General features: G+C 45.1%; 23 protein-coding genes. 13 read left to right on the top strand and 10 right to left on the bottom strand.

What is annotated here, in order from left to right:
• Positions 1 to 100: 100 nt before the first annotated feature.
• The gene (locus QO189_RS12575) at positions 101 to 730 is read left to right on the top strand and encodes an HD family hydrolase (RefSeq protein WP_371532977.1); all 630 of its coding nucleotides are present in this window, start codon (positions 101 to 103) and stop codon (positions 728 to 730) included.
• A 94-nt stretch (positions 731 to 824) separates the two neighbouring features.
• On the opposite strand, the gene asd is transcribed toward QO189_RS12575, so the two are convergent.
• Positions 825 to 1661 carry an archaetidylserine decarboxylase gene (asd, locus tag QO189_RS12570; protein ID WP_371532976.1) on the bottom strand — a complete coding sequence of 279 codons (837 nt, stop codon included), beginning with the start codon at positions 1659 to 1661 and terminating at the stop codon, positions 825 to 827.
• A gap of 129 nt (positions 1662 to 1790) precedes the next feature.
• Here asd and dtd point away from each other — a divergent pair, with 129 nt between their 5' ends.
• The 3 genes from dtd to phoR all read left to right on the top strand — a co-directional run bounded on the left by dtd (position 1791) and on the right by phoR (position 4267).
• Entirely contained in the window at positions 1791 to 2243 is a 453-nt protein-coding gene (gene dtd / locus QO189_RS12565) for a D-aminoacyl-tRNA deacylase (RefSeq protein ID WP_371532975.1), read from the top strand.
• Between the two features lie 112 nt (positions 2244 to 2355).
• The gene (gene phoB / locus QO189_RS12560) at positions 2356 to 3060 is read left to right on the top strand and encodes a phosphate regulon transcriptional regulator PhoB (protein ID WP_058025125.1); all 705 of its coding nucleotides are present in this window, start codon (positions 2356 to 2358) and stop codon (positions 3058 to 3060) included.
• Between the two features lie 91 nt (positions 3061 to 3151).
• Entirely contained in the window at positions 3152 to 4267 is a 1116-nt protein-coding gene (gene phoR / locus QO189_RS12555) for a phosphate regulon sensor histidine kinase PhoR (RefSeq protein ID WP_371532974.1), read from the top strand.
• A 68-nt stretch (positions 4268 to 4335) separates the two neighbouring features.
• Here the strand turns inward: phoR and QO189_RS12550 are convergent, their stop codons facing one another.
• Positions 4336 to 4926 carry a M23 family metallopeptidase gene (locus QO189_RS12550; RefSeq protein WP_371532973.1) on the bottom strand — a complete coding sequence of 197 codons (591 nt, stop codon included), beginning with the start codon at positions 4924 to 4926 and terminating at the stop codon, positions 4336 to 4338.
• Positions 4927 to 5122: 196 nt separating this feature from the next.
• Here QO189_RS12550 and QO189_RS12545 point away from each other — a divergent pair, with 196 nt between their 5' ends.
• Positions 5123 to 5851: a putative quorum-sensing-regulated virulence factor gene (locus QO189_RS12545; RefSeq protein ID WP_371532972.1), complete on the top strand. Its 729-nt coding sequence runs from the start codon at positions 5123 to 5125 to the stop codon at positions 5849 to 5851.
• A gap of 85 nt (positions 5852 to 5936) precedes the next feature.
• Here the strand turns inward: QO189_RS12545 and QO189_RS12540 are convergent, their stop codons facing one another.
• The gene (locus tag QO189_RS12540) at positions 5937 to 6902 is read right to left on the bottom strand and encodes an alpha/beta fold hydrolase (protein ID WP_371532971.1); all 966 of its coding nucleotides are present in this window, start codon (positions 6900 to 6902) and stop codon (positions 5937 to 5939) included.
• A gap of 304 nt (positions 6903 to 7206) precedes the next feature.
• Between QO189_RS12540 and QO189_RS12535 the strand changes: the two genes are divergently transcribed.
• Complete coding sequence (locus QO189_RS12535) at positions 7207 to 7890, top strand: TIGR00730 family Rossman fold protein (protein WP_371532970.1); 684 nt, start codon at positions 7207 to 7209, stop codon at positions 7888 to 7890.
• A 137-nt stretch (positions 7891 to 8027) separates the two neighbouring features.
• On the opposite strand, the gene QO189_RS12530 is transcribed toward QO189_RS12535, so the two are convergent.
• Positions 8028 to 9656, bottom strand: coding sequence for an FAD-dependent oxidoreductase (locus tag QO189_RS12530; protein WP_371532969.1), 1629 nt, complete (start codon positions 9654 to 9656; stop codon positions 8028 to 8030).
• A 510-nt stretch (positions 9657 to 10166) separates the two neighbouring features.
• Between QO189_RS12530 and QO189_RS12525 the strand changes: the two genes are divergently transcribed.
• Positions 10167 to 10601 carry a hypothetical protein gene (locus QO189_RS12525; RefSeq protein WP_201599949.1) on the top strand — a complete coding sequence of 145 codons (435 nt, stop codon included), beginning with the start codon at positions 10167 to 10169 and terminating at the stop codon, positions 10599 to 10601.
• A gap of 96 nt (positions 10602 to 10697) precedes the next feature.
• Here QO189_RS12525 and QO189_RS12520 read toward each other — a convergent pair whose 3' ends face one another.
• Positions 10698 to 11303: a YceI family protein gene (locus tag QO189_RS12520; RefSeq protein ID WP_371532968.1), complete on the bottom strand. Its 606-nt coding sequence runs from the start codon at positions 11301 to 11303 to the stop codon at positions 10698 to 10700.
• Positions 11304 to 11795: 492 nt separating this feature from the next.
• On the opposite strand from QO189_RS12520, the gene QO189_RS12515 reads away from it, so the two are divergent.
• Positions 11796 to 12074, top strand: a complete 279-nt coding sequence (locus tag QO189_RS12515; RefSeq protein WP_114701843.1) for a type B 50S ribosomal protein L31 — start codon at positions 11796 to 11798, stop codon at positions 12072 to 12074.
• A gap of 96 nt (positions 12075 to 12170) precedes the next feature.
• Here QO189_RS12515 and QO189_RS12510 read toward each other — a convergent pair whose 3' ends face one another.
• The 3 genes from QO189_RS12510 to QO189_RS12500 all read right to left on the bottom strand — a co-directional run bounded on the left by QO189_RS12510 (position 12171) and on the right by QO189_RS12500 (position 15637).
• Positions 12171 to 13013 carry an SGNH/GDSL hydrolase family protein gene (locus tag QO189_RS12510; RefSeq protein ID WP_371532967.1) on the bottom strand — a complete coding sequence of 281 codons (843 nt, stop codon included), beginning with the start codon at positions 13011 to 13013 and terminating at the stop codon, positions 12171 to 12173.
• On the bottom strand, positions 13007 to 14404 hold the full coding sequence (locus tag QO189_RS12505) for a nicotinate phosphoribosyltransferase (protein ID WP_371532966.1): 1398 nt from the start codon (positions 14402 to 14404) through the stop codon (positions 13007 to 13009). The genes QO189_RS12510 and QO189_RS12505 overlap by 7 nt, the downstream gene beginning before the upstream one ends.
• A 165-nt stretch (positions 14405 to 14569) precedes the next feature.
• A complete protein-coding gene (locus QO189_RS12500) occupies positions 14570 to 15637 on the bottom strand; it encodes a bifunctional nicotinamide-nucleotide adenylyltransferase/Nudix hydroxylase (protein WP_371532965.1) in 1068 nt (355 codons plus the stop codon).
• Positions 15638 to 16125: 488 nt separating this feature from the next.
• On the opposite strand from QO189_RS12500, the gene nfuA reads away from it, so the two are divergent.
• Both nfuA and QO189_RS12490 read left to right on the top strand, forming a co-directional pair.
• Positions 16126 to 16788, top strand: coding sequence for a Fe-S biogenesis protein NfuA (gene nfuA, locus QO189_RS12495; RefSeq protein WP_201599931.1), 663 nt, complete (start codon positions 16126 to 16128; stop codon positions 16786 to 16788).
• Between the two features lie 200 nt (positions 16789 to 16988).
• Positions 16989 to 18299 carry an O-acetylhomoserine aminocarboxypropyltransferase/cysteine synthase family protein gene (locus QO189_RS12490; protein WP_371532964.1) on the top strand — a complete coding sequence of 437 codons (1311 nt, stop codon included), beginning with the start codon at positions 16989 to 16991 and terminating at the stop codon, positions 18297 to 18299.
• Positions 18300 to 18414: 115 nt separating this feature from the next.
• On the opposite strand, the gene QO189_RS12485 is transcribed toward QO189_RS12490, so the two are convergent.
• On the bottom strand, positions 18415 to 19434 hold the full coding sequence (locus tag QO189_RS12485) for an adenosine kinase (RefSeq protein WP_371532963.1): 1020 nt from the start codon (positions 19432 to 19434) through the stop codon (positions 18415 to 18417).
• 54 nt (positions 19435 to 19488) lie between these two features.
• Entirely contained in the window at positions 19489 to 20445 is a 957-nt protein-coding gene (gene rsmI / locus QO189_RS12480; protein WP_371532962.1) for a 16S rRNA (cytidine(1402)-2'-O)-methyltransferase, read from the bottom strand.
• Positions 20446 to 20600: 155 nt separating this feature from the next.
• Between rsmI and QO189_RS12475 the strand changes: the two genes are divergently transcribed.
• From QO189_RS12475 to QO189_RS12465, 3 genes are all read left to right on the top strand, one after another.
• Positions 20601 to 21062 carry a YraN family protein gene (locus QO189_RS12475; protein WP_371532961.1) on the top strand — a complete coding sequence of 154 codons (462 nt, stop codon included), beginning with the start codon at positions 20601 to 20603 and terminating at the stop codon, positions 21060 to 21062.
• Between the two features lie 202 nt (positions 21063 to 21264).
• On the top strand, positions 21265 to 22065 hold the full coding sequence (locus tag QO189_RS12470; RefSeq protein WP_371532960.1) for a BON domain-containing protein: 801 nt from the start codon (positions 21265 to 21267) through the stop codon (positions 22063 to 22065).
• Positions 22066 to 22400: 335 nt separating this feature from the next.
• The gene (locus tag QO189_RS12465; RefSeq protein ID WP_371532959.1) at positions 22401 to 23393 is read left to right on the top strand and encodes an alpha/beta hydrolase; all 993 of its coding nucleotides are present in this window, start codon (positions 22401 to 22403) and stop codon (positions 23391 to 23393) included.
• The last annotated feature ends 23 nt before the right edge of the window (positions 23394 to 23416 follow it).

Raw genomic sequence — 23416 nt, 5'->3', positions numbered from 1 at the left:
AACCCAATTACTTATAATAGATAGCGCTTGATAACATCAGCGCTATTTTGTTGTTAGCCACACCGTAATGTGTAAAATTATCAAAAAATTAGAGAGAAATATGTCCTCAAATACACCTGTGTCATTGACCGATCAAAAATCTGCTACAACTATCGACATAGAGGATGTCACTCATTTCTTACTAGAGCTAGATGCGCTCAAACGCGTAAATCGCCGTAGTTACGTGACTGAGACCGATCGCAGAGAAAACTCTGCCGAACATTCTTGGCACTTAGCCATGGCGTGCTGGTCAATAGCTGAGTTGTTTGAGCTGGATGTCAATCATGAACAATTGCTAAAGATGGCCTTGGTACATGATTTGGGTGAGATTGACGCTGGTGATACGTTTTTGTTCGCAAACAGTCGTAGCGAGGCACATATTGAGGAACGCGCTGGCATAGCCCGATTGCAAGCAGAGCGTGGTAACGGCATCGCGGCTTTGAGTGAGGTTTGGGAGGAGCAAGAAACGGGTAGTAGCAAAGAGACTCAGCTGCTCAGAGTGGTTGATCGCTTATTGCCATTTTTGCTTAATCTCAATACTGAAGGAAAAACGTGGATTGAATCTCAGGTGACGCGCTTGCAAGTGGCGGCGGCGCTTGCTTTTATCAAAGACAGCTTTCCTCCTATTCATGATTGGCTCTCACACAATATTGACTATGCGACCGAGCAAGGATGGTTGATCGACGCGTAAATCTATAAAAACGCTAGGCATAAAAAAGCCCAGTTGAGCATTGTGATCTATGTTTCACTGGGCTGATATTCTTGAGCACTTTTACACAGTCATGTTACTGAGCGTTTGCCATTCCTAATAGTTGGCCCATTTGTACCACGCTATTGGCATTCATGCTATCTAGCCAGTCAGCTTTTGCTGCTTTTGGCAACACTACGATAGCCGTTGAGCCTAAATAAAAACGACCAAGCTCTTCGCCTGCCGCAAACTGCATATCGTGATCCGCTTCTTGTATATCATCCGTGCGAGCAATCTTACCCGTCGCGACAGTCTCAATACCAGCGACAATCATAGCGCCTACCATGACAACGGCCGCTTTGCCATATTTGGTATCAAACATGCAGACCAAACGCTCATTACGCGCAAACAAGTCCGGCACATTAGCTGCCGTGGTATTGTTGACCGAAAACAGCGTACCAGGGACGTAGCGAGTTTTGGTCAGCGTACCAGTAAATGGCATATGAACACGGTGATAGTTGCTAGGTGCTAGATAGATTGTCGCAAAGCTACCATCGGCAAAATAACTGCCATCTTCGCTATCAGCGAGCAATTGGCCAACGTCATAATGACGACCTTTGGCTTGTAGCATTTTATGATCTTTAATTTGTCCAAGCTGAGAGATGATACCGTCCGCAGGACTTACGATGCCGTTTGCAGTGGTATCGATGGTGCGAGCATCTTCTTTTAGCTCACGGGTAAAAAAGTCATTAAAACTCTCATAAGCGTTGAGGCTCTGGCGCTCATACTCATCTAAGCTGATGTTATAAGCTTTGGCAAAACCACGGATAAAGGTGCGTTTGACATAAGGATGACGACTGGCGGCCAAACGTCCAGCGACTTTACTGAGTTGCTGCTGCGGTACCAGCTGTTGTAAGGTGGTAAATACATTCATAATAAGGCTACCAAAATAGGATGTGATGTCATTATTGCATAGGCAAGTTAATGGTCATATTTTATCATGGACAGCGTATTATTGTCTGACCATAAACTGTAAGCCATTTATAAATAAAGAAGGTCGTAAATGAAAGCACTGATACAACGAGTGAGCCGTGCGAGCGTCACTATCGATGAGCATTGTGTTGGCAAAATTGATCATGGGGTATTGGCCTATATTGGGTTGGGTCATGATGATGATTTCGCCGCCGCCCAGCGGATGATTGACAAAATCTTGACCTATCGTATTTTTGAAAATGATGACGACCCTGCTAAATTTGGTAAACTGGATAAAAACGTCCAGCAAGTTGATGGTGGATTGTTATTAGTGTCACAATTTACGCTGATGGCAAAAACGGATAAAGGTCGCCGCCCTGATTTTGGTGGTGCGATGGTACCTGATGCTGCTCAAGAGTTGTTTGAGCAACTCATCGACTATGCCAAAACCCAGTATTCAAATGTAGCCACTGGTCAGTTTGGCGCTGATATGCAGGTCGAAAGCGTCAATGATGGGCCACTCAATTTTCTATTGGAGATCTGACACCAGAGTGTCATCAGGCTGTCATAATTAATCCGTTTAATAGATAGAGACTGGTGAGTATTTATCGCCTTTTTATATGCTAGATTTTGTCCGCTAACACCGAGAATGTCCTATGTATAATGAGAAAATTTTGATTGTTGAAGATGAACCTGCGATTCGTGAAATGGTTGTGATGACGCTAGAAATGGCTGGGTTTGATAGCCTGCAAGCGGCTGACGTATCAGAAGCGCATCAACAAGTGGTCGATCATAGACCGTCATTAATATTATTAGATTGGATGTTGCCCGGAGACAAGAGCGGTGTTGATTTTTGTCGTATGCTCAAAAGTGATGAGATGCTCTCTGAGATACCCGTCATTATGCTGACGGCCAAAAGTGAAGAAGACAGCAAGGTTCACGGCCTTGACGCAGGTGCAGATGATTATATGACCAAGCCTTTTTCGACGCGTGAGCTGATTTCCAGAATCAAAGCGGTATTGCGCCGTAGTAGCGCGATGAGTAGCGACAAGCCTATCGAAATTGGTCAGCTGAGTCTCGATACCAAAAGCCAGCGCGTGACAGCCGCAGGAAAAGTCATCGAGGTCGGCCCAACAGAATATCGCTTGTTAGCATTTTTTATGAGTCACCCAGAGCGCGCCTACACAAGAACGCAGCTGCTCGATCAGGTTTGGGGCGGTAACGTTTATATTGAAGATCGAACCATTGATGTACACATCAAACGTCTACGTAAACTATTGCGCCCTTATGATTGTGATACATTGATACAAACGGTGCGCGGTACAGGCTATCGGTTCTCTAGTCTCATTGAGCCAAGCTAATCTTGTATGAGTTGATTCTTATAACTTGATCTTGTACGGACAATGCCACCATAACAATAAATAAAATAGCGGATAGTGGTAAGGATAAGAAATGAACAAGATAGCGCCAGCAAAAAAGAAAAAAGACCATAACTATAATAGTGACCAGCAAGATGCGCCAGCACAAATCGCTAGCCAAAATGCGGCGGAGCAACTGGAGAAAATCAGAAGTGCGCTGCGAGCATTGCGAGATGCAGTCATCTTACTGAACGAAGATGATGGGTTAGAGTGGTGGAATCAGGCGGCGCAGGATCTCTTGTCATTGCAGCCAGCTGACAAAGGCCAAAGTGTGTTTGACTTTATCACCGTGCCTGAGTTCCGCCAGTATTATCAAAATACCACCCTACCTAACGATGGTGTCCATATAGAATCGTGGCGAGATCCCAGCCGTTATCTAAAATGTGAGCTCACGCCTTTTGGTGACGAGAAGCTATTGTTTATTTATGACGTGACCCGCGTACAGCATTTAGAGCAAATGCGCCAAGATTTTGTGGCGAATGTCTCGCACGAGCTACGCACGCCACTGACAGTGATGATGGGCTATTTGGAGAACTTCTCTGATCAGCCAGATATGCCACCGCAGTGGCGTCGCGGTTTTGAGCTGATGACCCAGCAAACAGCCCGTATGAATCGAATCGTAAATGACTTATTACTGCTCTCAAAGATTGAAATCGAAGAGACGCATGAGTTTAATGATGTCGATATGACCAAACTCCTCACCAATATCTATGATGATGCACAGGCATACAACCAAGCGTACAAGCACACCATTCATTTGCACATAGATACTTATGACGGGTTATATGGGTCAGAGGTGTACTTGATCAGCGCCTTGTCCAACCTGGTCATCAATGCGATTAAATATACGCCAAAAGGCGGTAATATTACCATCAGCTGGACGCAGACATCGGATGGGTGCCGCTTTGCCGTTGAGGACGATGGGCTTGGTATCGCACCAGAGCATATTGCGCGTTTGACAGAGCGCTTTTATCGTATTGATAAAGGGCGTAGTCGTGCCACAGGCGGTACAGGATTAGGGCTGGCTATCGTGAAGCACGTTTTGCATCAGCACGAGGCGCAGTTGCAGATTGACTCAGTAGAGGGAGAGGGGTCGACATTTAGCGTGGTATTTCCAGCCGCATATGTGAGGTCGGCTGAGACAAACTAATACAGGCCTTGCCCCATATTGTTTAGAATCGTCGTGCGCATTTATTTAGCATGCCTAATTTATTATACCTACTCTTTTTGCAACAGCGGATAAGGGTTGACGGCACTGCCATTGATATAAATACCGTAATGTACATGTGGCGGTGTCCCTTTTGCATTACCGCTATCACCCACATAACCGATAATATCGCCTTGATTGACCCAATCATTGGGCGCAATATCGGCATAGTCTTCTAGATGCGCATAATAATGACCAGCACCGCCAGGCCCTACCACGACGACCACACGCCCACCCAAATTATTCTCACCAACCTTACTCACAATTCCCTGCGTGGTCGATTGTATCGGCGTGCCACGTTCTGCAAAGATATCGATGCCTTCATGTGAGCGCCCTTGACTGCGTGCCGCACCCCAAGTGTCTGTCAGGTTTTTCTCTGGCAGTGGACTGGGGAGACTGTTTTCTGCAGGCAGTTCTTGCTGCAACAGACTCAGCTGTTGCCACTTGGCGACCATAAATGATTGGGTCTGCTCGCTAATGCTGGGTAGCAGCTTATCAAAAACAAATAAGAATCCTATCAATACAACCGCCTTAATCAGTACGCCGAGTACACGACTGACAAAAGAAGGCTTCGGTGGTTGGTTTTTTCCATCTGCTAGCATTGATGTCTCTTATCTGTTTGATGTTATATGAGCTAATATTATAAAAGCCCTATCTGCTAAGGTATGTATAGCATTGTTATCTATGACTTTTATCCCCATAAATACAGGTGTGGTTAAATACAAGCACAGCGAATATAACTTTATCTATTTAACGCTTCGGTTGAGCGATGATGGTGCTACGAATGGTTAACTTTTTATGAATGATGCTTTGAACACGGCTGACATTACAGATACGGCTACTATGGCTGAAACGGCGCTTATCATCGATACTGAAACCGATCAAGGCCGTGATCCGAGGCCGATTCAAGTGGCGACTATAAACGTGGCAACTGGGTTTGAGTGGATGAAGTACTTCAATAGCGGCCGCTCTATATCACCTGTCGTCATCAAGGTGCATGGCATTACTGATGCTGATGTGGCTGGTCTTGAGCGTTTTGAGTTGGATCAGTTTGAGCTGCCAGAGTATTTGATTGGTCATAATGTACGCTTTGATTGGCGAGTGATTGGCAGTCCTTCTGCTAAGCTGATTTGTACTGTGAGACTCGCGCGTGCTGCCTTTCCAGAGTGGCATGCTTATGGACAGTCCAAGTGCATCGAGCAATTATTGGGTAAGGGTGAGGCGAGCATAATGACGATTGCCGCTCATGACGCGCTTGGCGATGCACGGATGTGTTATCTGCTTTATCAAGCCTGCTGCGAGCGTTTAGAGATTGCGCCGACCGATTTTGCAGCGGCACATGCTATCTCAAATAAAGCGATGCCTGTGAGCAAGATGCCATTTGGCAAGCATAAAGGTAAGCCAATCAAAGAAGTGCCTATCAACTATGTCAAATGGATGATAGGCAATATTCATAATATGCAGCCGTCACTGTATTCTGCCCTAAAGAAGCGTATAGAAGCAGAAAAAACAAACAATGCTGAGTAATAAAAGCGCATTTACCGACTTTGTGTATTGATACGAATAAATGATATCAGTCGCTATGGCCTCTTATACTAATGGATGAACAACGCTATTCACCTTTACTAAACCAATCTACTGCCATTTGCCAAAGCTCGGGTGCTTTAGCATTGGTTTTACTGCTAAAGTAGCGCATGTGACCGATATGATTTAACCCCAAATCTTCAGGATTTAAAAACCGCTTTTCGACTGGCATGTTCGTAAATACGCGTATCATGTCATCCATGTTTTCGCTATTGGCAATATCATCATCGCTAAAGCCAAGCCACAATGCTGGCATGCTGAGCGCATCGTAAAAATGGGTGTGTATACTTTTACCAAAAGCAGTTTTGATATAGCCTGCGCCATTACACCATTCACGCCATTGACGAGCCACACCGCGCGGTAGCGGCTCGCCCATGCCAATCTTGTCTGAAGGCGTATAGCCTAGTGTTAAATTGGTGAATGGGATAAACGCATCCATAAATCCCATGGCTTTGAGCTTATAAGGCATACCCATGTTTTTGATACGGCCTGAAGAGCACGCGACATTGAATACGGACGTAATCGCCTGATAGTTTGGCATCAAACCGATAAGCTGCCCGCCTGCGCTATGACCGATAAGGTGATAAGACGCCTCGGGAAACTCATCTTGCAGCGTATCAAGTACGGCAGGCATATCATGGCGACCCCAGCTTATCAGCGAAGCATCACACTTTGCCAGATTGGTCGAAAGCGACTCACCAATCCCTTCATTATCAAAAGTCAGTACGCCAAAGCCGCTCTCTGCTAAATATAGGGCAAAGCTATGGTAAAAATGGCGTTTGATACCGGTGGCGGGCGCGATCATGATCGCTGTTGTCGTTCCCTCTTTAGGGCGATAGACAGTGGCTGCCAATGCCTGATTGCGATCGGTCATGATACTCAACGAGTATGTGTCGATATTAGTTGCGCCATCAGCAATATTAGGACTAATCAAAGGATTGTTAATAATACTTTCTGCATGCTCTACGGCAGAAGCAGCGTTGTGATTATCCATCGTGATACCTTCATGTTTTTTATGAGTAGACAGTGACTATTAAACTGCGATGAGTCACCAATTCCCATCTTTAAAATGTAGTTGTTGCGTAGTGATAAATCGTTGTGACTATGTGGTAGCATTGCTTATGTTAAGATAAATACTAGCGAGACAGGTACTCAAATATGACTTTCAAGTTTTGTATAACTTGGTTGAACTCATTCTATAAATGATGTGCATAACACTATAAATGAAACGTGTGGTATTTGACCTTTACTAATAACAAACACTCAATAAAAAATGATAGATAAATTAAGGAAACTATATGCAAATGAACATTAACGATGATACTTATGATGTAATCACGAGCAAAGACATCACCAATATAGAAAAAGCTGTGGATAAATCAACACTAACGATGCCGCTAGTGGCCGTATATTGCGGTTCGCGCTTGGGCAACAATAATGTGTATGAGCAGGCAGCACGCGAGCTTGGCAGTGCGTTGGCAGATAATGGCATGGGACTGGTATATGGCGGTGCTAGCATTGGTCTCATGGGCGCGGTCGCAGATGAGGTCATCAAAGGCGGCGCTGAGGCGGTCGGCGTCATTCCAACCTTTATGCTCAAGCACGAAATCGCTCATGAGCAGCTGACTCGCTTGCATTTGACCGATACTATGCACACGCGTAAGACCGTTATGGCAGAGTACGCCGATGCCTTTATTACCTTGCCGGGCGGACTGGGCACACTAGAAGAAATTATGGAAATCGCCACATGGCGTCAGCTGTATCAACACGAAAAGCCAATGATTATTCTAAACATCAATGGTTTTTATGACCGTATGATTGAGCATCTAAAATATACCACCGAGCAAGGGTTTATGAAGCAGCAAGATTTAGATCGTTTGGTGGTGTGCAATACCATCAACGAGGCAATCGAGATGCTACAGACCGTCGTGACCATCAATGATAATGTAGATACAGAAAAAATGGCTGGTAGCAACAGCTAAGCTTTATAAAGTCAAGTAATTAAAAGCAATCACGTAAAAAAGGAGCAGGTAACCAAATATCGGTTGTCCGCTCCTTTTTTACATTCAGTTTTATATTTATAACACTGAATGTAAACTCTAGAAATGACTAATATCGGCTATACACCAGCGGGTGAGAGATCATCCAGTGCTGCTTCACGAATACTATGATTGACATCTGCCATCGCTATTGGGAATCCACGCTGCTCAGCGAGCACACGTGCAACCTTATCAACAGCCAGACCATCGTTGTGTGTCAGGTACGACCATTCGTGTGCATAGCGGCTACGATTCATTGGTGTATCGTTTTGTATCAATCCCAGCGTCGTCAGCTCAGTCACTATCTGATCAGCGGCGATCAAGGTTGAAGATGCTTTGACGTTTTCTGCACGAGCGTAGCGTATATTAGAATACAAGCTTACGTCAGCCACGCGCAACGTATCGTCTTCTCCAGGAATTTGCTGCCCACCATATAAAGCATTGCCGACAGTACGCGCACTATTGAATGTCGGTACAAACTCAGCCACATATTCAATCGCTTGCTGGCTGCGCGCTTGTAGCGGCGCTTTGTCCCAGCCATCCTCGATATAGTGTACGTACTGCTGTGGTAGTTTGGGCTGAGCGCTGTCTGTGCTAGATGCGACCAGACCGTCATCAAATAAAGTAATGGCTTTACTCATGCCATGTATCTGAAAATACCCGCCTGGATAGGGGGTCAGCTGTGCCATGCCTTCGGGCGTACCTCGCTGACCGTAGACGATAATCTCTGGAATCTGCCCGCCTGCATCGCCCCAATGGGTGACATAAGATGATTTAAACTCGACCATGCGTGTGACTTCAACACCGACCATGTCATCGATGACACCAGTGCGAAAACCGCAAGCATTAACCAAATAATCAACTTCGATAGATTCAGCTTGAGAGTCGTTTGCTTGCTGATAGTCGATGCGCCATTTGGTGACATGGTGATCAGCATTGGTACAGTTTTCACAATCCACAGGGACTACTTTTTGCACTGCGGTGTCAGTAAAGACATGGGCATGGTCATATTCTTCAAGCGCTAACTGCGCAGAAGCCGCCAAGCGAAAGATATTCCAGCCGTATTCTTGTACGACAATCAGTGGAAATTTTACTTTATTTAAGTCTAAGTATTTGGCTACTGGTATCACCCACTCATCAACCGTACTTGGCACCGCAACTTGCTCACGCTTAGACAGCTCAAGCAACTGCTCATGGCTATAGAGCTGATAGTAATCTTCAGGCTCGCCAAGTACTTTATTGTTGGCATCCTGCTCGATGAGCTCTTGATAAGCTTCTGTCAAAATATCCAAACGCGGTAGCAAGTCTTCAGGCAGTCCTTCATCGCGTGTCGGCACCGCAAATACAGTAGGACGAACATCGATGGTATAAGGATAGAGGCGTAATATATCAATACATTGCTTGAGGAGCGCCACACAATCTTCATCAGGTATCTCGCGGTACAAGTTGCCGCCAGCATGCAAGTGACACATTGGTGGACCATCAATGAGTGATTTTTTCTTCTCAAACAAGTAAGTCTCAAGCCCTAATGCCGCAAGGCGAATAGCAATCGTTGACCCTGCAGTACCGCCGCCCAAAATACCGACGCGTTTAGTAGGACGTTTGGTGGGCGAGTTTTGATAATCTCCATAAGACAGCACCTTAAAAGAATCATCTTGTTTGACAGAATGAGCGTGATTTTTATTAGAAGACTGAGTCATTGTCGTCATTATATCCTTAGTAGCATTTGCATCAGGCCATGCTCGGTGTAATCGTTAAATATCTTGTAACTATTGATATGCGTGCGAAGGCCGCTAAGTTCAATATTTATTTATAAGCCACAATAGAGGTATTTTCCATTGTGTAGTAATACTTCATTTCTATAAGTTCATTTTACGAAGAACTACAGACAATATGATGGCAAATACGTAAGTAGATGCATGAGTTTTGTCAACGAGATGGTCTTAGGCAGTTTCTAATAGGCGAGGTCGAGTGCAACATCTGGAGAATGGAAATAAGGTCAGTTTTCTGTAGCCAAAAAGGCTTGTGTTTAATCGTTTTGTAAAATTCAGCCACTTTTGTAAGTTTGTATATTGATGGTCATCATCGCTAAAAACTGTGTGTTATATTTATTTCGCTCAAGTGAGGTTAAAGCTCTGTTTTTATCGTTTTCACACCAAAAAATAAAAACGGCTTATAAAATTTACTATTACAATTATCAAAATGACAAGGAAGTGGCTATGAAAAATATCATGATGTTATCTGCACTAACTGGCGTATTAGCGTTGACGGGCTGTACGACCCTAAAAAGTGTCGTTGGAAATGACATGTCAGGCACGCACGAAGTCCAAGCGACCAATAAAAACACTGCCCCTGTCGCTAGCAAAAATGGTGTGTTGGTTGATGCAACCAATTACATGACGCTTTATACTTATGACAAAGATTCAATGAATAAGTCAGATTGCGGCGCAGCGTGTCAAGTTGTATGGCCAATCTTCCAAGCACCAAGCAATGCTAAAGCTTCTGGTCAGTTTGCGGCGTTTAAGCGTGAAGATGGTAAGTATCAATGGGCTATGAACGGTAAGCCATTATACTTCTATGCTAATGATACAAAAATGGGCGATAAAGATGGCGATGACAAATTTGACGTTTGGCATGTTATCCCAACCAAATAGTATCTTATAACACTATTGTTAGACAAAAAAAGCAGCCCTATTATGGAGGCTGCTTTTTTATTGTTATTAGTAAAAATGATTAATAGCGAATGACGTCTATTTTGACTTTTTCTCTACCAGTTCGCCGTCTATCTGAATAGGCACATTGGTGGTAACGCCTTGCGAGTACGCATCCATGCCATAAGCAGTACGATCGATATTACCTGTGGCGCGGAAACCAATCACAGGCTCTTTCGTAAGAGGGCTGTTATCGATTTTCTTTAGCGTTAGGTTGAGTGTTAATGGTTTGGTTTGACCGAGTAACGTAAAGTAGCCAGTTACTTTTGCTTGTTGTGGATTGATAAAGTTAACCTGAGTGGATTTAAAGCTCATGGTAGGGTACTTCTCAACATTGAAAAACTCGTCGGTTTTTAGATGCTTGTCACGAGCTGCCCAAGCAGTATCGATACTGTCTGTATCAATGACAAAGTTAAGCTGGGTTTGGTTTGGGTTTTTTAGGTCAAACTGAACGGTACCGTCGACATCACTAAAGTGTCCCATAACCGTAGAAAACCCCATATGCTCAACAGAGAAACCGACACGAGTATGTGAATTGTCTAGTTGCCACTGAGTTGGTAGGGCAGCGCTTGCCATAGTCGTGATAGCAAGTGCTGAGCTGATTAATAGTGCTTTAGTAGTGGTTTTGATGGCAGTGTTTATCATTGAATAGTCCTTATTTAGTGTTAGGGAAGTTGTGCTTACCGATGAATAAATAGTGCGATCTTTTTTGTAGAAAACTGACTAGCCATATCGCCTAAAAGTACGATAGATAAATGACAGAGAAAAGCTAAATCTCGTTAGATTAACTACAGATATCTGTATAATTGATTAATTTAACTAACCAAAATATTGTACTGGGTTAACTCGTATATCTCAACACTATTTCCCTCTTAGTGACAACTTATCACATATATCTATCATAACTGTGGCTTGCGTTGGGTGACAAAAACCGTTAAAATCGCGGTTTAATTTTCCCGCTGGGGAAAGGCTAAGTGAGCAGAAGAGTGGTGCTTTGTGCTGGAATAAGCCAGTGACGCAGTTGCCATACTTATAATGTCCTTAGTGCCTCAGTTACGTATGTTTTCGTTTGTTTGAGACATCGCTCATGATGTTGATGCAAATTGCCATACATACATCGGACCTAGAGAGTTTATTATGCGTAAAGATATCCATCCTAATTACCAAGAAGTTTTATTCCATGACACTAACGCTGACGTGTTCTTTTTGACTCGTTCAACGGTTAAGACTAAAGCAACTCGCGAATACGAAGGTACAGAATACCCATACTACCCACTTGATATCTCAAGTGCGTCGCATCCATTCTATACTGGTGAGCAACGTAAAACCTCTACTGAAGGCCGTGTTGCAAGCTTCAACAAACGCTTTGGTGCATTTGGTGGCCGTAGCAAAAAAGCTGCTGACGCTGCTGAATAATTTACACTTATGGTGTAAATATATTTTGCTAAGCAATAAAAAACCGCTGATTATTCAGCGGTTTTTTTGTGTCGATAAATCAATACTTGCGTGTTTTTAGCAATCCGTCTGAGCGGCGGATGAGTCTAACAGTTGGGTCATGTTCTCTACGATCTGCTGTGCCCAATAACCGTACATGAGGCTGCTAGGATGAAAGCCATCACTGGCGAACATAACGGCAATGTCAATAGGCTGACCATTGCCATGCTCTGATATCATGCGCGCAAAGTCAGTTGCCATATAGTTGACACCATCATGAGCAGCGCAGACTTTTTGCAATATCTCATCAAGTATTGAGGCTTTTGCCCCAACAAAATTATTGAGCGGGGAGGGAATCGCAGGCATTTGCGCCATCGGTGGTAAGCTTAAAAAGATTAATTCGCGTACGCCAAATTTACGCTGTGCAATATCAATGATATCTTCAATTTGCTGCTGCCATTGATGCACAGAGACGTTGGACGTCGTATCGTTGACCCCAACGCTCAGCAGCATCACATCGATAGGTTGGTCAGGAGTAGGGAGGACATATAATCTGCGCAAAATATCAAAGCTAGTATGACCAGTCGTCGCTTGTAATGACCAATTGAGCTGTGCAAAATTCGATTGGATAACGGCATTCTGTTCCAATATCGGAATCAGCTTACCAACCAGTGCTTCTTGCTGAGTCTGGCTACCGACACCAGCTGCTGCTGAGTCACCCACAACCATCAAATTGAGCGTCTCTTGGCTTTTAGATGAGAGTCTATCATCTGCTTTTGATAGCTCAACCATACCATGTCTTTCGCCGTTTGGTTCCGGCAAACGCACGGTTTCACGCTTGATTTTGCGTCCTTGATAAAGGTAAACAGGCGCAAATAATACATCTTTCGCGATAGATGTTAGTTTATTGGTATCTACCATCCCGCACGTTCCCTAATAATCGTGAGGCTGTCCTCAATTAATAATTGACCATCAACATAGACATCGCGTAATAGGTTGTCTGATGGTGCACCCAATGCTTGCTCTTTTATGGTTTTGATCTGACCACTGCCGTCTTGTACCAGTGCCAGTCGTCCTTTTTTCGAGCGTTTTGAGCGGCTGGTGATAGGGTCTTTGTAAATGTCTTTCCAGATACCATCGATACAGATAGCGCTCGATTTCATCGCCCAGCTCATGGTGTCACGGTTGACTTGTTGCAATAAACCACCGCCCATACCAAATGTCACGTTTTCTATGCTAAAGCCTGCTTTGATAATCACTTCAATAATTTTGTTTAAGCTTTGTGAGCTGATGCCATCGCCTTGGATGATTCGCACGTAGTCAGGTAGAACTTTATAGCCTTTGCTGTTTACCGTAGTGCCAAACTTCACTGCCAAGCGCTCTAGCGCTTCACGGACGACTTTAGTCGGCTCGCCGCTGTCTGGTCGAATGACCAAGGTGCCGCCCATGTTTTTGACGTCATCTTTTAGGGCATCGCCCCAGATATTGTCGATCGCATTCCATAGGTCGTAACTGTCAGACACAACTGAAAAAGCTTTATCTTCGCCGCCGAACTGCTCAATCATATTGCGAAAAGCAGCGGTTTCGCCATCACGTCCCCATGCCGTCATCGTACTGTGTTCAGCCGCTGGGATAGAAAACGCAGGCATGTCATCACCCATTTGATACCAGCGACTGGCCGCAATGATTGCTGTCATTGAATCAGTACCAGCAAAGTTGACCAAATGCGCCAAGCTGCCAAGGGCAACAGTCTCCTGACTCGAAGCACCGCGCGCGCCAAAGTCATGTAAGCGAAAAGGCAGCGACTCTGTATTGTCTGCTGACTTTTCTAGCGCTTGACGGATAATTTCTTTGCAATAGCGAGAGACACTAGCGACCGTCGATGGATACCAAATTGCGCGTAATAGCGCTGTTTCGATATAACTTGGTAGCCAATAAAACTCAGGATCAGTGTTGATAACTTGGCAGACCACATTTGATACCGGAACGATCCTACCTTCGGGTACTGCTTGGATACGCAGTGGCAGGTAGCCGTTGTGTTTTTCAATCAAGTGCTTCCAGCCAGCACGATTAAAGGTCAAGCCATGCGCTTTAACCACTTTTTCGGCTTCGTCGATATCTTGATGCGTGATAGGGGTGCTTAGGTATTCTTTAATAAAGGCTTGTAAGCCGAAGAACACCACATCGTAGTCGCCTTTGCGCGCTTCAATGTAGCTGGACAGATACTCACTACCACTTGGATATTGCACCCAATGTGAGGTTTTATAGCTGTCACTATTTAAGATTAAATTGTTTAGATTACTGGTGTACATCACAGAACTCCTCTGCTTTGAGATGCCGCAGCTGCGTTGAAAGAACAGTGGCGGCGGTTGAGTGCCGTCTATCGGCACTGGTATAAAAAGTTAAAAAATACATTGTGTAGATATCAGTGAGGGTTGATTTGACCATGACCTGCTCATCCGTCTAATAACGAAAAACTACAACCCAACCATTTTGGTAATAATTGCATAGTGATCTTCAAACATCATTTTGGCATCAAGCTCTGCCAATGGTAACCAAAATGCTTTGGTCGCATCATCGCCGCCTTTTACTTTTGGCAGCCCTTTTGGGTCGTTTTTTAGCTGAAAATAAAACGCTTGGGTAATAGTGCGTCCGCGTGCTGAGCGATACGGATCGTCAAAGGTATGCTGACTGTGGCAGGAGCCGCGCAGTACGGGTTCAGGGACTTTGAGGCGCGTCTCTTCACGTAGCTCGCGAATACAAGCATCAAATAGCGTCTCTTTTGGATTTAAAAATCCACCCGGCAAAGCCCACAGTCCGCGTCCTGGCATACTGCGTCGCTCGACTAGCAAGATGTGCCCCGACTGTACAATCAACGCATCAGCCGTCATAAAGGTCGGCGGATAGGGGGCAGATTGCCACTGTCTTTTGTATTTATCAATAAAGTCTGCTTCTTCGTGCAATTGATGATAATCGTCCGTTTTTTTGAATTCATCGAGGACGTTGCGTGTTGACTCAGGCGTACGCTCAGGCGTTGGCGTCGCCCCCATCAGATAGCTGTCGCGAATAGGCGTGGCTGATAGATTATGATAATTAGGTACTGACACCGATGCCCAGTTAGGGAACAGCGATAAGTAATATGATGAGCTGTCTTTCGAATGACCAATCAGACCAATATCTGTTTGCAAGTCACCGGTGACCGATTTGACGCCTGCTTGGACGTATTGTAGCCAGCGCGTATCGTTGTATAGTGCATCGTCTAGACCGACGCAATGGATACGAGCGGCGTCTTCTGCTGAGTAAGCGCCCTTAATCATCGCAGCGCGTTCAGCGACGCTAAACGGATTACGTAAGCTGCGCGGTAGATTGGCGGAGCCGATCAGCATAATCACTTCATCAGAGCGTTTGAGCGCTTCGTCAATGACTGCCTTGTGCCCACAATGAAATGGCTGGAAACGCCCGATAAAAACCAAATAACGGTAGTGTGTACTGTTTTTCTGATCGGGGTTTTGCTTATCTGAAGCTTGCTCTGATAATTCACTCATAGACGCCAATTTCCTACAACTTATTTTTATTGATAAAAAATTAATGACGCTAATACTGACACAGCCTGTGACTTTCTGACAAGTGGAAAGATATTTAGGGGTGTATCCTTAGTAGGCATTATTTGCATTTAGTCTGCTTGATAAATAATGCAGATGTCTTTATATAGAGGTTAGTTTATCGATAATTATGCCAACCTTATTTAATTCACCGCTGAGGGATGTCATTAAAAAAACCAATGACAACCATTTGCAGCGGTTACGGTTCAATTCACAGTAGCGCGGTCGGAATTACTCCTTGATTCAGGTATAATGGCCATTATAGACGGATTAAATTTTATGACTATTGCTGCCGGTGCATTACAATAATAAACCTCAAGCACTGATGGCTTGCAAACTGATATAAGCCGTAAAAATTTTAAAAAATTCAAATTCACGACACAGTAGCCGTAATAGATATTGCGCTTGTGTCACAATGCATAGGAAATATTATGACTGAGCAAAATCAAGCCGCTGACTATGAGTCAGCATTAGATACTGAGCAAGTTGAAGCAAAAAGCAATATCACCATCACTGAGTCGGCACAGGGCTATTTGGCAGATTTGTTAGCCAAGCAAGACACTGATGGTATTGGTGTGCGTATCTTCGTTGAGCATCCAGGCACGCCGCGCGCAGAGTGCTGCATGGCTTATAACCAGCCGGGCGAAGAAGACAGCGCTGATTTGCGTTTTACTTATGATGACTTTTCGGCCTTTATCGAAGCAGCATCGGTACCTTATCTAGAAGATGCGGTCATCGATTACAATAAAGATCGTTTTGGTGGTCAGCTAACGTTTCGCGCGCCAAACTCTAAAGTACCGAAAGTGGGCGCTGACGCCAGTGTCGAAGAGCGTATTAACTACGTCTTACAGTCAGAAATTAATCCTGGATTGGCCGCGCATGGCGGTGACGTACAGTTGCTTGAATTGATTGATGAAGAAGGCATCGGTCTGACTGCGGTCTTAAAATTCGGCGGTGGTTGCCAAGGCTGTTCAGCCGTTGATATGACGCTACGTCAAGGCGTTGAAGTACAGCTTAAGCAGCAAATACCAGAGCTGACGCAAGTGGTTGATGATACCGACCATACGCGCACAGAAAATGCGTACTACAAATAAGCCATTATTGACCGATTATGACAATCAAGCATTAAGCTGTCAACAATAGATGGTTTTATTCATAAAAAAGCTGAGTTATGATGAACTCAGCTTTTTTTATTGCTATGATTTAGCAGACAGGTTTTTGAGATAGTTTTTAAACGCTAACTCTAATCGGTAATTTTTGATCAATACATTTAATCCATACAAAGGAATGTACGATGAGTGATGAACAAGCAGCCCAAGAATTAAAGAACAACCAGCGTCTTGAGACCTTGGCAATTCATGCTGGCTATAGCGTGGAGCCGACCACCAAATCCGTCGCTGTGCCTATCTACCATACCAGCTCCTATGCGTTTGATAATACTCAGCATGGTGCTGATCTGTTTGATCTAAAGGTCGCGGGCAATATCTATACGCGTATTATGAATCCGACCAATGCGGTACTAGAAGAGCGCGTTGCTGCGCTTGAAGGCGGTATCGGTGCGCTTGCGGTCGCCTCTGGTATGGCTGCCATCACTTATGCGATTCAGACCATTTGTGAAGCAGGTGACAATATCGTCGCCGTATCAACGCTATATGGTGGTACTTACAATTTGTTTGCCCATGCATTGCCGCGTCAAGGCATCGAGGTGCGCTTTTTTGATCATAAAAACCCAGAAGCCATTCGTGATCTAATCGATGACAAGACTAAGATGGTCTTTGCCGAAAGTATCGGTAACCCACTAGGTAATATCGTAGATATTCAGGCGCTCAGTGATATTGTTCATGAGTATGGTGTGCCTGTCGTGATTGACAATACCGTTGCCACGCCTGCGTTATGCCGTCCGTTTGAGTTTGGTGCGGACATTGTGGTTCATTCATTGACCAAGTATATGAGCGGTACAGGGACGTCGATTGGTGGTGCGATTGTCGATAGCGGTACGTTTGCGTGGGGCGATTATCCTGAGCGTTTTCCATTACTGAACACGCCAGATGCCAGTTATCATGGGGTGAATTTTGTCAAAGACGTGGGCGCGCCTGCCTTTATCGCGCGTGCTCGTGTTGCACCATTACGCAATACGGGTGCTGCTCTTAGTCCGCTCAATGCTTTTAGTATTTTACAGGGGATGCAGACGCTGAGCCTACGGATGGAGCGTCATGTACAGAACGCACAAGCGGTTGCAGAATACTTACGTGACCATGACAAGGTCGCTTGGGTAAAATATGCAGGCCTGTCTGACCATCCTGAGCATGAGCTTGCCAAAAAATATATGAAAGGCACGCCTTCTGCTATTTTGACCTTTGGGGTAAAAGGCGGCTTGGAGGCAGGGTCGCGCTTTATCGATGCGCTACAGCTGATTACGCGCTTGGTGAATATCGGCGATGCCAAGTCACTGGCCTGTCATCCTGCCTCGACCACTCATCGTCAGTTAAACGGGCAAGAGCTTGAGCAGGCAGGCGTTAGTGAAGATATGGTGCGTTTATCGATTGGTATCGAGCATATTGAAGATATCAAAGCCGATCTTGCGCAAGCATTAGCTACTGCTTAATATAAAAGAATGCTCATTTGGCAAAATTATTTGAGTGATTATAATCCATAAACAAAAAAGCCCATGTCGACCTGATATGGGCTTTTTGTTTGCGTTAAATATACATATTCAGCATCTAAGCAGATAGGACACGCTGAGCGATATCTCGGTAATCCTGCGAGGCAAGACGTGGTCCAAACTGCTGGATGACTTGTGACGATATTTCGCTGGCAAGACGTCCACACTCTGGCAAGCTATAATGCTGCGATAGCGCATATAAGAAGGCGCCCGCGTAGTTATCACCTGCGCCGTTGGTATCGATGACACTGGTTACTGCTGGCGTTGCCACGTCATAAACTTCAATCTCCGACTCGTCATCAGGTTTGTGGGCAATGACCGCGCCGTTGGCACCATCAGTGACGACCGCTGTTTGGCAATGCTCAAGCAGGGCACGGGCAGCGGCTTTGACTTGTTTTTTATCGGTGAATAGCTTGGCTTCTTCGCTATTACAGAATATCACGGCGACTTTATTGCCGAGCATATTAAGTAGGCCATCTTTGGCAAATTTCACTACAGCAGGATCCGCAAAACTCACGGCGATTTTTGCATTATGAATCCCGGCTTGTTGGCGCAGTTGCGTCATTGCTGGTTGGATGCTTTCAGACATAGCCAAATAGCCTTCTAAATATAGCCAGTCTGCTTGCGTCAACGCATCAAAATCAACATTGTCAGCTGCGATTTCGCTTGAGGTGCCAAGATAGGTCTGCATGGTACGCTCGCCATCTTCGGTGATAGCGACCACGCAGGAGCCGGTCACACCGCCTTCATGGATAGATTTGTCTGAGGTTGCGACGCCTGCTTCGTGCAAGTCTCTGAGGTAAAACGCCCCTTGATCGTCATCACCGACGCGGCAAGCATAAAACGGCTTGCCGCCGAGGCTGGCAAAGGCAAACATCGTATTGGCTGCTGAGCCACCGCCGGCTTGTTTTGATGGCTCAATCTCAGCCAACTTAAAGTAAGCCAGTAGTTGCTGCTGCTCCTCAAACTCTGCTAGTGTCATATTACCTTTGGTCAGCTCGGTCTCTTCTAGCGCAGCATCTGACAGCACATATTCGTGATCAACCAACGCATTACCTATCGCCATTACATCGTACATTGCTTACCTCTCTTCAATTAATTTATAAACAGTTATCTTTTTTATAGTTAAAAACTAGTCAGCTTGTAACTCTAGTAGACGCTGATAAAGTGCATTCTTTTTTACACCAGTGATATCAGAGGCCAGTGCGGCTGCTTTTTTGACCGATAAATCTTCTAACAAACGCTGTAGCAATTTATCATGAGTACTGATGTCGTCAGTATCCTTTGCTACACCGACACCAGCGACGACCACGACGATCTCACCGCGTTGCTGATTGTCGTCTGCTTTCACAAACTCGACCAACTCGCCAAGGGTGCTCTTATGTACCGTTTCAAACGTTTTGGTCAATTCCCGGCAAAAAGTCACTGCACGGTCTGCACCAAATATCGTCGCCATATCTTCTAGGCTAGATACGATGCGATGCGGCGCTTCATAAAATATCAGAGTTTCGGTACGTGCGATCAAATCGTTCAGTTGTTTCTGACGGCCGTGAGTTTTGGCTGGTAAAAAACCAATAAAGCTAAATCGATCTGATGGCAACCCTGCCACTGACAATGCGCCAATAGCAGCAGAAGCCCCAACGATAGGTGATACGGGCACGCCTGCCTCATGCGCGGCCTGTACCAATTGATAACCTGGGTCACTGACCAGGGGCGTACCAGCGTCACTAATCAAGGCAACCGAATGACCTTGCTCAATCATTTCAATGATTTTAGGCGTTTGAATAGCGCTATTGTGTTCGTGATAAGCCCATAGCTTATTATGGCCTTTTTGCTTCGTTTTGGTCTCATCATCTTCTACACTACTTGTGGCATGACGGGTCTCTGAGCTTTTTGCTTCATCCGTTTTGCTGCCTTTGGTATCAATACCAAAATGCGACAACAGCTTACCTGAAGTGCGAGTGTCTTCACAGGCAATGATCGCGACCTGTTTTAAGACATCAATCGCGTGTGGTGTCATGTCGGTCAAGTTGCCAATCGGCGTGGCAACGATATAGAGACAAGCTGGCATTGCAGTAGGGGTAGACATGAAAACCTCGGGTTATTAACAATAATAGTGCGCTATTATATTCAGTCGTTATCTATGATTTTTCAGTCAAATAGTGAGTGAAGAAATCGATAAATTTGGAGAGCATAACGCGCAGAAGTGGCTAGTTTAGCATGTTGTGCTATGATAATTCTTAAATGTTAAGCAGACGAATTAACCTTATGGCGAATCACAAACCCTTGAGCTTAACCTCACCGAAACAACGCCAAGGTAGTCAGTTTGAACAGCAGGCATGTGAGTATTTACAAGTACAAGGGTTGCGGTTGGTGGCGCAAAACTGGCAACAGCCAAAAATAGGCGAGCTAGATCTGGTCATGATGGAAGCAGGACCTGCATGGTCAACGCTAGTATTTATCGAAGTTCGTCAACGCAAGCGGTCGGTTTATGGCGATGCAGCACTCAGCGTGACGACAAGCAAGCAACGCAAAGTGATTAAAGCAGCGCAGTATTTTTTGCATCAGCATCCTGAGTACGCTCGTCATGACTGCCGCTTTGATGTCATTGCTTATAATACGGCAGGTAAGCTCAGCTCAAAAGAGAATCCGTTGAACGATGAGCCGGAATGGCTTAAAGGCGCCTTTGTAGCCAGTGCATGGTAGTAAATATATAACGTCAATACTGGATGACTCGCGCGCCTGACTGAATCTAGCGCGCAATACTCGTTACCAAAAACCTAACCGCTGCTGGCCAAAATTAAGTAAAGTAGCTGTTAACGAAATTTGTCTTATCACTGCTAGATGAAAATTGACTCAATTCATTGAATTTATAACACCGTCACCACCATGCTCTAAGAGGTAAATAATGACACGGATGCATTTGCGCACTGCTATTTTTGGTTCATCACGCTCTATTACGACGGGCATTATGCTTGCTGCTTGTGTGGTCAGTACAGGCTGTGCCACCAACTATCTGACCAACAGTACAGAAGGAACTTACGGTGTGCCAATGACTGAGCGCACCATTCCGCAGCGTCTACTGGATCGTAGTATCGAGCATACTGCCAAAATCAACGTGTATGGGTTAAAAGAAGACTTGCAGCAGACCAGTCGTATGGGTATCGATAGCTTCAATAGCGAAGTGTTGCTCACAGGGGAAGTACCGTCTGAAGCGCTCAAAGCAGAAGTAGAAAAGGTCGTCAGCTCTATGCCAGATGTGCGCCGCGTCTACAACGAGATGGAAGTGAGTGCCTCAAAAGGCTATAGCTCAACCGTTCATGATGGTTATATCACCTCAAAACTATTGGCAAAAATAGCCGCCAGCGATGGCGTCAAAACCTCGCAGATCAAAGCAGTCACCAACAATGGCGTGGTCTATATAATGGGTCGCATGACACCCACCCAACAAAGCAACCTGATTGATGTGGCGAACAGCACTGTTGGGGTGACCGAGCTGGTACTGCTGACGACAGTTGTCGACGATAGAGGTGTAAAGATAAACGATGATGATATTATGTACGAGAACAATCTAGCCAATCCGGCGGTCGCACCCACTGTCCAAGATACCGCTGTCAGTACGGCAACGCCGATAGTAATAACGGAAGAAGAGGCTACTACGGCGCAACCATCATCAAGCCCATATATCGACCTTTATCAAAATCAGTAAAATTACTGAGTCTACCAAGCTGAGTCTACTAAGCGATGACTGACGATAAATAAGAGCCTATATAATGGCTACTTAGCTATATGTGATACCAGTCACATCATAGGATGCTAGTAGCTTTTTTTGATATTAATCACAATAAGCCTAAATAGATATAACAGTAAAAGCACGAGAAATCCTCAGCCAGTGAGTACTATATCAATAGTGAAAAGTAGCACAAGCAGCATATTGGTCACTTATGTTTTCAAGTGAAAGTATATCGTTGACCAATTAACGAAACAGCATAGCTGCTATAACGCTACTCATTATTGATTAATAAATATAATAGGATACTGGCAATGAAGGATTCAAAAAACCGTATACAACAGAGTGAAGACATTAATAGAGATGCTATGAATAGCATCGGCTCTTACACTGGTAAAAAAGTACGCACGCTGAGATTCACAGGCGCTGCGGTGCTGGCGTTAGGTAGTATTGCACTCGCGACGCAAAGTGCACAGGCATTATCACCACTCGCTATCGTCAATGGTATTACTTCTAGTGGCGGTGTAGGGGTGAGTAAAGACATCTTATACGGTGATGAGCCTTTGCAAGATTTGGATATTTACTATCCAAAGCCCTTGGCGCAAGCAATGAAAGCCCAAAGCGCTATCAATAGCAGTTACCCAATGGTGGTATTTGTTCATGGCGGCTCATGGGAGAGCGGCAATAAAGAGCAGTATGCTTTTGTCGGTCAAAGCTTAGCGCAGGCAGGCTATGTCACCGCAGTGATTAATTATCGCAAAGCACCTGAGCACGTCTATCCCGATTATGTCGAAGATGCCGCGCAAGCGATTGCTTGGAGTATTGAGAATGCGACCAGCTTACATGCTGATCCATCGCGTGTCGCTGTCATGGGCCACTCTGCTGGCGCGTTCAATGCCGTTGCCGCAGTATCAAATGAAGACTTTTTGGCGCCTTATGGCATTAAGCCAACAGACGTTGCAACCGTCATTGGTATTGCAGGGCCTTATAGCTACGACTTCCGTAAATTCGATAGTGCGACAGCCTTTGCTCCAGATGCGACGCCTGATCAAGTGATGCCCGATCGTCAGATTAAGGGTGCACAGCCACCGTACTTGTTATTAACAGCAGAGAAAGACAAAGTCGTACATCCGACAAACGCAATCAAAATGACAGAAGCATTCAAAAAAGCAGGCGTCACCGTTGAAACTGGTGAGATTGAAGGCGCGAGTCACGCAACCAGCATTGGAGCAATGGCACCGCCGCTACGCTGGGTCAATGACGTACGCGCGCAAGTGTTAACGTACTTGGATAAAACGCTTAAATAGCTTATCCCTCTCCGTATGAGTGG

The sequence above is a fragment of the Psychrobacter sp. Arc29 genome, from assembly GCF_041431175.1.
Classification (GTDB): domain Bacteria; phylum Pseudomonadota; class Gammaproteobacteria; order Pseudomonadales; family Moraxellaceae; genus Psychrobacter.
The sequence above is the reverse complement of the archived record's forward strand: the minus strand, read 5'-3'. Positions and strand labels throughout refer to the sequence as shown.